At 64.6% G+C, this 9,989-nt stretch carries 8 protein-coding genes, 1 tRNA gene and 2 pseudogenes; 7 read left to right on the forward strand and 4 right to left on the reverse strand.

Features of this window, described 5'->3' with window-relative positions; genetic code table 11:
* A pseudogene (locus WAN02_RS33715) lies at positions 1-394 on the reverse strand (transcription-repair coupling factor); the annotation flags it as partial.
* Positions 395-501: 107 nt separating this feature from the next.
* On the opposite strand from WAN02_RS33715, the gene lysA reads away from it, so the two are divergent.
* A complete protein-coding gene (gene lysA, locus WAN02_RS33720) occupies positions 502-1,848 on the forward strand; it encodes a diaminopimelate decarboxylase (RefSeq protein WP_422269696.1) in 1,347 nt (448 codons plus the stop codon).
* Between the two features lie 4 nt (positions 1,849-1,852).
* Here lysA and WAN02_RS33725 read toward each other — a convergent pair whose 3' ends face one another.
* Positions 1,853-2,446: a TetR/AcrR family transcriptional regulator gene (locus WAN02_RS33725; RefSeq protein WP_325693484.1), complete on the reverse strand. Its 594-nt coding sequence runs from the start codon at positions 2,444-2,446 to the stop codon at positions 1,853-1,855.
* Between the two features lie 128 nt (positions 2,447-2,574).
* On the opposite strand from WAN02_RS33725, the gene WAN02_RS33730 reads away from it, so the two are divergent.
* The 6 genes from WAN02_RS33730 to WAN02_RS33755 all read left to right on the forward strand — a co-directional run bounded on the left by WAN02_RS33730 (position 2,575) and on the right by WAN02_RS33755 (position 7,733).
* Positions 2,575-2,646: transfer RNA gene (locus WAN02_RS33730), tRNA-Gln, on the forward strand.
* A gap of 101 nt (positions 2,647-2,747) precedes the next feature.
* Positions 2,748-4,493 (forward strand): fatty acyl-AMP ligase, encoded by a 1,746-nt coding sequence (locus WAN02_RS33735; protein ID WP_422269697.1) that lies wholly within the window; start codon positions 2,748-2,750, stop codon positions 4,491-4,493.
* Complete coding sequence (locus tag WAN02_RS33740; protein ID WP_422269698.1) at positions 4,490-5,350, forward strand: acyl-CoA desaturase; 861 nt, start codon at positions 4,490-4,492, stop codon at positions 5,348-5,350. The genes WAN02_RS33735 and WAN02_RS33740 overlap by 4 nt, the downstream gene beginning before the upstream one ends.
* A 3-nt stretch (positions 5,351-5,353) precedes the next feature.
* Positions 5,354-6,229, forward strand: a complete 876-nt coding sequence (locus WAN02_RS33745) for a class I SAM-dependent methyltransferase (protein ID WP_422269699.1) — start codon at positions 5,354-5,356, stop codon at positions 6,227-6,229.
* 77 nt (positions 6,230-6,306) lie between these two features.
* Entirely contained in the window at positions 6,307-6,522 is a 216-nt protein-coding gene (locus WAN02_RS33750) for an acyl carrier protein (RefSeq protein WP_422269700.1), read from the forward strand.
* Positions 6,523-7,007: 485 nt separating this feature from the next.
* Positions 7,008-7,733 (forward strand): hypothetical protein, encoded by a 726-nt coding sequence (locus tag WAN02_RS33755; protein ID WP_422269701.1) that lies wholly within the window; start codon positions 7,008-7,010, stop codon positions 7,731-7,733.
* 3 nt (positions 7,734-7,736) lie between these two features.
* Here the strand turns inward: WAN02_RS33755 and WAN02_RS33760 are convergent, their stop codons facing one another.
* Together WAN02_RS33760 and WAN02_RS33765 are read right to left on the reverse strand one after the other, a co-directional pair.
* The gene (locus WAN02_RS33760; RefSeq protein ID WP_422269702.1) at positions 7,737-9,578 is read right to left on the reverse strand and encodes a bifunctional diguanylate cyclase/phosphodiesterase; all 1,842 of its coding nucleotides are present in this window, start codon (positions 9,576-9,578) and stop codon (positions 7,737-7,739) included.
* Between the two features lie 26 nt (positions 9,579-9,604).
* Positions 9,605-9,989, reverse strand: a pseudogene (locus tag WAN02_RS33765) (hypothetical protein); the annotation flags it as partial.

Raw genomic sequence — 9,989 nt, forward strand, 5'->3', positions numbered from 1 at the left:
CCTGCAGCGGCGGGCCGAGCCGGCCGTCCTGCGGGTGGGCCAGCCGGCGCAGCAGCATCATCCGGGCGCCGACGGTGTCCACGCCGGGAGAAAGCCGCTCGTGGGGCAGCGTCTCCCAGGACGGGAACATCGCGACCGCATCGCCGAGGACGCCGCGCAGCTCGTCGCAAAGGTCATCGGCTTCCCGGCCGGTCGCCGTAACGACCAGCAACGGCCCCCCGCGGGCCAGCGCGCAGGCGACGAACAGTCGCGCGCTGGCCGGGCCGACCAATGCCAATTCCGCCGGTCGCTGGTCAGCGAATTCGATGAGTCGCTGCAGCGTGGGCGCGCGCAGCGCCAACTCGACAAGCCCCGCGATCGGGGTATCTGCGATTTCTGGCCCCCGTGCGGTCATGATGGCCCCATTGTATTGGGGGCCGCCGGTCGTCAATTTCCGGCCGAGCACCGTCAAGGATCCGTTAGGGAAGTGGCATCCGCGTGATCCGTGCGGAGGCTGAAGTGATGACATCGACTTTGCCGGACCTGCTGCCTTCCATAGGTCTCGCGGCTTCGCCGCGATTCCACCCGGCGATCTGGCCCATGACGGCCCACTCCGACGACGACGGTCGACTCTGCATCGGCGAGGTACCCCTGACCGACATCGCCGATGAGTTCGGCACCCCCACCTACGTGATCGACGAGGCCGACTTCCGCAGCCGCGCCCGCCGCTACCGCGCGGCACTGGGCGATACCGAGGTGCTCTACGCCGGCAAGTCCCTGCTGACCATCGCGGTAGCGCGCTGGGCGCACGAAGAAGGGCTCGGCATCGACGTCTGCTCGGCAGGAGAACTCGCCATCGCGATGGCAGGGGGTGTGGAAAAGGCCCGCATCGTCATGCACGGTAACGCGAAGTCGCAGGACGACCTGCGCGCCGCGGTCCGCTTCGGGATCGGGCGCATCGTGCTGGATTCGACCATCGAGATCACCGATCTCGCCGGTCTGGCGGAGGGACGGCAGCGGGTGCTGATCCGGGTCACCCCTGACCTCGACATTCACGGCCACCGCGCGGTGACCACGGGGGTCAGCGACCAGAAGTTCGGGTTCACCCTCGACGGCGGCCATGCCGCCGATGCCGTCGAGCGAGTGCTCTCGCACCCGAGCCTGCGGCTGATCGGGTTGCACTGCCACCTCGGTTCGCAGGTCGTTGAGGCGGCGATCTACGGCGAGGCGATCCGCCGGATGATCGCCGCCATGGCCGATGTCCGGGCTCGGCACGGCGTAGTCCTGACCGAGCTGAACATCGGTGGCGGCCATGGGATTCCGTATCTGGCCGGCGACCCGGAGCTGAGCGTTGACGAGCTGGCCAGGGTGATCGCCGACACCCTGGACACGGCGTGTGCCGCCGAAAGATTCCCGCGCCCGACCGTCGTGGTCGAACCCGGCCGGGCCATCAGCGCGCGTGCCGGCGTCACCGTCTACCAGGTGCGCGGCGTCAAGACACAGCCGGGCGGACGCACTTTTGTCGCCATCGACGGTGGGATGAGCGACAACCCGCGGGCGTCGCTGTACGGGGCGAAATACACCGTCGCGCTTGCCAATCGCCATTCTCTCGCGCCCAAGCAACGGGTCACCATCGCGGGCCGGCATTGCGAATCGGGCGACGAGATCGCCCGCGATGTCGAGCTCCCCGCCGATGTGCATCCGGGCGACCTGCTTGCGGTGGCCTGCACCGGGGCCTATCACCACAGCATGGCGTCGAACTACAACATGGTCGGCCGGCCGCCGATCATCGCGGTCATGGATGGTCAGCCCCGCGAGCTGGTCCGCCGCGAAACGACCGCGGATCTGCTGTCCCGCGATCGGGGCTAGCCGGCTACTCGTCTTGCAGGTGCGGATCGGCTTCCAGATGGGTCAGGCCGTTCCACACCAGGTTGACCAGGTGGGCAGCGACCACTTCCTTCTTGGGCTCGCGAGTGTCGAGCCACCACTGCGCGGTCATCGACACCGATCCGACCAGTGCCTGGGCGTAGAGCGGGGCAAGGTTGGAGTCCAGACCGCGACGGGCGAAGTCGCCGGCCAGGATCGAGCTGACCTGGCTGACCGCGTCGTTGAGCAGGCTCGAGTAGGTGCCGGAGCTGATCGAGGCCGGCGAGTCGCGGATCATGATGCGGAACCCGTCGGTGTGCTCCTCGACATAGGTCAGCAGCGCCAGCGCCACCGTTTCGACCCGAACCCGGGACCGGTTGTTGGTCAGCGACGACGTGATGCCGTCCAGCAGCGCCGACATCTCCCGGTCGACAACGACGGCGTACAGCCCTTCTTTGCCGCCGAAGTGCTCGTAGACCACCGGTTTGGACACGTTGGCGCGAAGGGCGATCTCCTCGATCGAGGTTCCTTCGTAGCCCCGCTCGGCGAACAGCGAGCGCGCGATGTCGATGAGTTGGTGGCGGCGCTCGCTACCGGTCATCCTGGTGCGGGGCGCCCGCGTTTCCTTGTCCGGCGCGGCCACGCCTAACAGGTTATCCCTCGCCCGCGGTCAGCGATCGGGCCGCACGGTCGTCTAGAGTGGACGCGGTTCGATCGCTGGTCCAGCGATCCGTCGTGGTGTAATCGGCAGCACTTCTGATTTTGGTTCAGACAGTTCAGGTTCGAGTCCTGGCGACGGAGCTCTCTCGCGTTCGCGGCCTCAGGTCTAGCGATACGCGAGCGATCCTTAAGTTATTTTCGGTATGCTGAGTTTTATTTAACGCAGCCGTTAGGCGCCCGTTTTGAGGGGACACAAGATATGGGGGCTCGACGCGAAAGAGCAACAGCGAGGCTCTGACCCGCCGATCATTGATGCGGTCGGCGCGACCATCGCCGACCGTTTGGAGCACCACGCTGCCGCGCGCCCAGACGACCGCGCGTTCGCGTTCCTCGACGACGGAACCGGTGCGGAAACCCGCACCTGGGCAGAGCTGGCCACCGGCGCGCGGGCCATGGCCGCGTACCTGAACGAGCTACCGCGCACCGATGAGCAGCCGCGCGCACTGCTGCTCATGCCACAAGACGCGCTGTTTCTCGACGCGCTGTTCGGCTGCTTGCGCGCCGGAGTGTGCGCGGTTCCCACGCATACACCGATTCCCTCGCGGCTGGCTCAGACATTGCCGCGGCTGCGCGCAGTGGTCGCCGACGCCCGACCTGATGTCGTGCTCACTACCCGCGAGCTTCTGGCGGCGCGCGAACTGGTCCCAGAGCTCGCTGAGATCCCTTGCGTCGCAATCGATGATCTCGACCTGACCGATGCACCGGACCACGAGTCCAGGATCGCGCCCGAAGACCTTGCCATCCTCCAATACTCGTCGGGCTCGTCCGGCGTGCCGCGCGGCGTGATGGTGAGCCATGCGAACCTGATGGCCAACGAATTGATGATCGAGGAATCGTTCGGGCACACCCCCTCGACGGTCGCGCTGGGTTGGCTGCCGTTTCAGCACGACATGGGCCTGATCGGCTACGTCGTGCAACCGGTGTACACCGGTTTCGAGTGCGTGATCATGACGCCCCTGCAGTTCCTCAAGCACCCGCTGCGCTGGTTGCAGGAGATCACGCGCTACCGAGCCAACACCAGTGGCGGCCCGAACTTCGCCTATGAAATGTGCGTCGCCGCCGTAGAACGCCACGGCGAGAAAAGCCTTGACGGCCTGGATCTGTCGAGCTGGAACCTCGCATTCGTCGGCGCCGAACCGGTGCGCCCGTCCACCCTTGATCGCTTCGAGAAGACGTTCGCCGCCGTGGGTTTTCGTCGCGAGGCGTTTTATCCCTGTTACGGTCTCGCCGAGGCGACGCTCATCGTGTCAGGCGGACAGCACGGCGAGTCGCCAGCCGTGTGGCGCGACCCGAGCGGCCTCAACCGGGTGAGTTGCGGTCACGCCCGCACCGGCCTCGAGGTCGCAATCGTCGACGCGGCGAGCGAGACCCGCTGTGACGACGGCGTCGAAGGCGAGATCTGGGTCAGCGGTACCAGCGTCGCGGCCGGCTACTTCGGCCGTGAGCAGGCGTCCCGGGACACTTTCGCCGCTTCCCTCGACGGCAAGACATGGCTACGCACCGGCGACCTCGGCTGCATTGTCGAAGGTGAGATGTACGTCACCGGCCGCTCCAAAGACACCGTGGTCAAAAACGGTGTCAACTATGCCGCCGAGGACATCGAGCACACCGTCCAACAGCTCCGTCTTGCGTCGTTGAGTGCCAGCGCTTGCGCGGCATTCGGATACGACGACGGCAACCTGGAGAGGCTCGTCATCGTTACGGAGATCGCCCGCGACGCGGTCGCCGAATGGAGCGAGCAGGCCGATGAGATCGTCGGCGCCGTTGCCGCGGCGCACGGAACACCGGCCGACGTGGTGATGTTCGTCGAGCGGGGCAGCATCCCGCGGACGACCAGCGGCAAGATCAGGCGCAGCGAGTGCCGGGCGCTGTACGCACGCGGCGAGCTCCCCGAGATACATCGTCACCTGATCGGGGAGCCCGCATGATACGTGGATATGCGCTCGCGGTGTTCGCGGTCATTGGTCCGGCACTCGCCTTCATAGCCGCAGTGGCGCTGTGGCTCAACGGAATTGGTCCCTCGTTGACGGACCTCATCGTCTTTGCGGTCGGCACGGTGGCGACGACGGCCGGCGTCGAGCTCGGTTTCCATCGCTACTTCGCCCACCGTGCGTTCAGCGCTCAGCCGGCGCTGATTTGGGTGCTCGGTGCACTGGGCTCGAGCGCGTTCCTCGGTCCGGTGATGTGGTGGGTTGCCACGCATCGCCGCCATCACTCATCCACCGACCGCGAGGGTGACCCGCATTCACCGCATTGGCCGGCCGGCGGCCTGCACGGATTTGTGCACGCCCACGTTGGGTGGCTGTTCCGTCCGGAACACACCGCGATGACAATCTCCGCGCGTGAGGTGAAGGATTTGTGGCAGAGCCCGCGCACCATCGCCTTGCATCGCAGCTATCTGTTGTGGGGCGTGCTCGGTCTGGCGATACCGACCCTCATCGGTTTGGGCGCCGGCGGGCCGCGCGGCGCGCTCACGGGTTTCTTGTGGGGCGGCATGACTCGCGTGTTCGTGGTGAGCCATCTCACCTGGGCGGTCAACTCCTTCGGCCACCTGTTCGGCGGCCAGCCGCGATGGCCGCACTCGGGACAGGCACGCAACAACATATGGCTCGCGCTGCCCTCGCTCGGCGGCGGTAATCATGGCAACCACCACGACGCGCCGCGCGCGTACAGCACCCGGGTGCGCTGGTGGCAGTTCGATTTCGGCGGCACGTTGCTGCGCGGATTGTCACTGTGCGGCCTGGCCAGTGACCTCAAGGCGCCCGACCTGACCAACGCGGAGTAATGGATGAGCGAGACGTATTTGGGTGCCGGCTCGGGAGCGATCCGCCACCACTACGACGTCGGGAATGACTTCTGGCAGGTCTGGCTGGATCCCACCATGAGCTACTCCTGCGCGATGTGGGCGGACACGGCGGACGACCTCGAGACCGCGCAACGTCGCAAACTCGACTTCCACACCGAACAGGCGGGTGCGGCCGGCGCTGCGCGAGTGCTCGACATCGGTTGCGGCTGGGGCGCTCAGCTCATGCATCTGGTTGGTTCACAAGGCGTGAAACACGCTGTGGGTCTTACACTTTCGGATGCGCAGGCCGAGTATCTGCGTGCGCTCGCACCAAGCAACGTCGAGGTCTTGGTCCGCAGCTGGAGCGATTACGAACCAACCGAGCCTTTCGATGCCATCATCTCGGTCGGCGCGTTCGAACACTTCGCCCGTCAGGGCTTGTCGGCAGAGGAGCAGGTCGAGGCCTACCGGCGATTCTTTAGCGCGTGCCGTAATTGGCTCAAGCCGGGCGGCCGGCTGTCGCTGCAGACCATCGCCTACGGCGACATCCCGCGCGACCGGCCATTGCGCGATCGCTTCATCGTCGACGAGATATTTCCCGAGTCAGAGCTGCCTCGGCTTGCCGACATCGCCCGGGCCGCCGAGATGGAACTCGAGATCGAAAGGGTCAGGAATGATCGCGACGACTACGTCAAAACGTTGCGTGCCTGGCTCGGGCGCATCAAGGAGCGACGAGACGACGCGATAGCGGCGTCATCGGCGGAGACGGTGGCGCGATACGAGCGGTACCTGCGCATGTTCGCCTACTCGATGGAACTCGGCGCGTTCACGCTGTTTCGCTTGACCATGCGCCGAATCGATCTACCGGGGCGATGGTGACAGCTACCGAGCTTGCGGGCTGATCGGGCCGTGATTCCCAGGAGGACGAGATAAAGAGCTACGAGGAGATCGAAGAGATGCTGGCCGGGTACGTGGCGCAGCGGACCGGTAAGCCGGCCGGCGAAATCGATCGCGAAAGGCGCTTCGATCGCCTCGGTCTCGATTCGGCGGACGCGGTCGCCCTCGTCGGCGAGCTGGAGGATTTTGTCGATCGCCCGCTCTCGGCCTATCTGCCTTACCAGAATCCGACGATCCATCAGCTTGCGCGCCGGGTAGCCGACGGCGACAGCTGACGCTATCTGGATAGCGCGCGCTGGCCGGGGCCGCGGTCCGTTTGCACGCGAGCCCGGAGGGTCGGCGCTCTGCGCCTCGGGCCGGACTTTTCTTCGTCCACCGATTTTCGAACGCGTGCTGAGCCGTTTTCCTCAGATTTGCAAATCGCTGACTGAAAATACTCGCGAGTAGCACATATCCCGCTTTTCTTCGATTAACGAAACGCCGATTTCAGGCAGGCAATAAGCGCTCGCGGATACGGGCGTCTCAGGTTGGTTTCGCGGTGCCACCAGCCCTTTCGTGCCACGGGCGGGCGCCTTTTAGGCGGCTTCCCAATGGGAAGCAAATGCAAAATACTGCGTTATACTGATCGTTTAGAAGCGGGAATTAAGGTTTATAAAGACAGCCGATCCGATTCGATGTGCATTTAAATACACGCAGAGCAGCACTGGAGTTCAGTCGAATGCGTGAATTCATACGAAGTGGCGCTGTATCGCCCCACTCCATGACTGTCGGTCGGTTCCGGCTGAGCGAACGACTCAGCTGGCGTGATCCCGACATCGGGGCAACTCTGGTTCTTTCGCAGCCTTACCTCGATCCCGACTTGTGGGACGAGTTCACCCGCGGCGCCGAGCGCAGCTATCGCAAGCACGGTGTGGAGTGCGCCCTGGACGCGGATGCGCTGCGCAGCGGGGCCGATACCTTCATGTTCTGCGCGGCGATCGACGACGACGGACGGATGTTGGCCGGCTTGCGAGCCAAAGGCCCGCTGCGCTCGGCCGACGAGTCGCATGCCGTCATCGAATGGGAAGGCCAGCCCGGCCAGCAGATGGTCCGCGACATGATCACCGACCGCATCCCCTTCGGCGTGCTCGAGATGAAGTCGGGCTGGGTGATCGACGACGCGGACGTGAATCGTTCACTGACCACCGCGCTGGCCCGCAGCGGTTTCTACATGGCATCGCTCACCGGTTACCAGTTCTTCATGGCCACCGCTGCCGCATTCGTGATCAACCGCTGGAAGACGTCGGGTGGTTTAGTCGCACCCATTCCGGCGACGCCGTACCCCGACGAGCGCTATCAAACCAAGATGATCTGGTGGGACAGCCGCGACTTCATCAACTACGCCGAGCCAGGGCAGGTTGCGAAGATCCTCACCGAAAACGAGCTTCTGATGCGTGAGATCGACCGTCGAGGTGATCTTGCGACGGCCTGGCAAGAAGTCGTCTAAGCGCTAAAAGTCGACTGGGATGGAGCCTCGGGCGAAAAGCGAGCCCATCGCGCCTCTAGCGAGCGGGCGCGACAGCAGAAAGCCCTGCGCGCGATAGCAGCCCAGCTCCAACAGCGCCCTGGCCGCAGCAGCAGTCTCGACGCCTTCGGCGATGACGTCGAGGCCGAAAGCGTCGGCCAACGCGACAACCTGTTTCAAGATCGCCAGGTCAGAGTAGGCCGCATCCGTCCCGAGGTCTCGGACGAATTCCCGGTCAATTTTGAGCGCGTCCACCGGAAGTGACTTCAGATATGTCAACGCGCTGTAGCCGGTGCCGAAGTCGTCGATCGCCACCTGCACGCCAATTTCTTTCAAACCGGTCAGCGTTTTGTGAGTGGTCTCGATGTCTTTGACGACGACGTGCTCAGTGATCTCGAGGCAAACGGTGCCGGCGTCGAGAACGAACTCGTCGAGCGTCGCAGCGACAAGGCCGACAAAGCCGTCTGTCACCAGTTGCGCGGGTGAAACGTTGATGCGCAACACCGCATCGCGCGCCAGCCCACTGTTGCGCCAGTCACTGAATTGCGCACAGGCTGAGCGCATTATGAGTCGGCCGAGCTTTCCCGCCAAGTTGATGGACTCGACCACTCCCATGAACGAGTCGGGCATCAGCAGACCTCGAGTGGGATGTCGCCAACGGATCAGCGCCTCGGTCCCGAGGATCTCGCCGGTTCGCATGTCGAATTCCGGAAGGTAGTGCAGTACCAACGCGCCGTTATCGCTGTCGATGATCCCTTCGAGGTGCAACTCGATATCGTTGCGGATGGCGTACTTCTCGGCCATCTCCGGGTCGAAGGCTACAACCGCGTTTCCGCCGACGCTCTTGGCCGAGACGACAGCCTGATCGGCTCGACGCAAGATATCCGAGGAAGTGTCCCGGCCGGGTTCGGCCACGCCAACACCAATACTCACTGTGCGGGTGATGTTCTCGCCGTCGACCTCCACCTGCTTGTGAACGCGCTGCTGCAGCTGTCGGGCCAATGCCTCGGCCGCCTCGGCGCCCAGAGGCTCGTTCGGCACGACGACGAACTCGTCGCCGCCGAAACGGGCGATGACCGAGGAATCGTCAGCGGCGTCACGCAAGAGCTGCGCGAATACTTCGATGAACCGGTCACCGGCCTTGTGGCCGAGGTGATCGTTGACCGCCTTGAGGCGATCCAGGTTGACAAACACCAGCGCGACTGGACCGGGCCGGCCCGCAGCAAGCCGTTCGTCGAGACGCGAGATCAGCGCCCTGCGGTTCAGCAGCCCGGTGAGGTCGTCATGCTCGGCCAGGTACTGAAGTCGCTCTTCGGCCTGGATGCGCGCCTGCACCTGCGCGAACAATGTAGCGATCGCCTGGAGTGCGTTCAGTTCGTCCGGCAGCCATTCGCGGTCACCGATCTTGACGAAACCCAGGGTGCCTGTTGTGACACTCCCGGAGAGCAGCGGCACGCATGCGATGGTGCTGTTGGGAATACCGGTGCCCGCCTCGATATTGCGCTGATATTCCTCGTTCGCAGGTGCGGGCCGGAGGACGTCGGGCACTTTGAGGTTTTCGGCCTGCGCGAAGACCGGATCGGCGTCAGCGAAATACACCACTCCGATCGGATCGGGATCGGGAACGAACGGTCGCGGCGGCCACAGCGCGACGAGCACCGTTGCGTGGATCGCATGATCGTTGTGACGCAGGAAACCGAAGTCCACGCCGAATTGGCTCACCGTATCGGCGACTACTTGCTCGCTGATCGCGGCGTGGTCGGCCGCGGTGGCCGCCATCAACTTGGCGGCCACCTCGGTCACCAGATCGTCTAGCCCGCCGGACATATGGATTACCGTAGCTCCTGTTGGGGCTAGCGTACATTTACGCGGCTGAATTCACGCCGACTGCGAACCGAAGCGGATTCACTGACGGCGATTCTCAGCACCAGAGCGATGGGAGCGCCAACCGCCAGACCGGCCAGTTGGCCGAACGAATCCTGCATGTCGCGCAGCTCGTCTCCGAACACCTTTGATACTTCGGCAAGATCGTCGCGACTACGGGCATACAAGAAGATTGGCGACATCGGTTGGACGGCCAAACCGCGCTGCTGCGCCGTGATCCACACGGCCTCAGCGGCCGCACCGCCGTGCGCGTAGTCCGTCAGCGATCCGCCGGGAGCCGAAATCACCGCCAGCGCAGCGCCTGCCGCCACCTGTCGGCGAGTGCCCTCCCCTAAAGCGGAACCCGCATTCCAC

This window comes from Mycobacterium sp. (assembly GCF_049281135.1).
In the GTDB taxonomy this organism is placed as follows: Bacteria; Actinomycetota; Actinomycetes; order Mycobacteriales; family Mycobacteriaceae; genus Mycobacterium.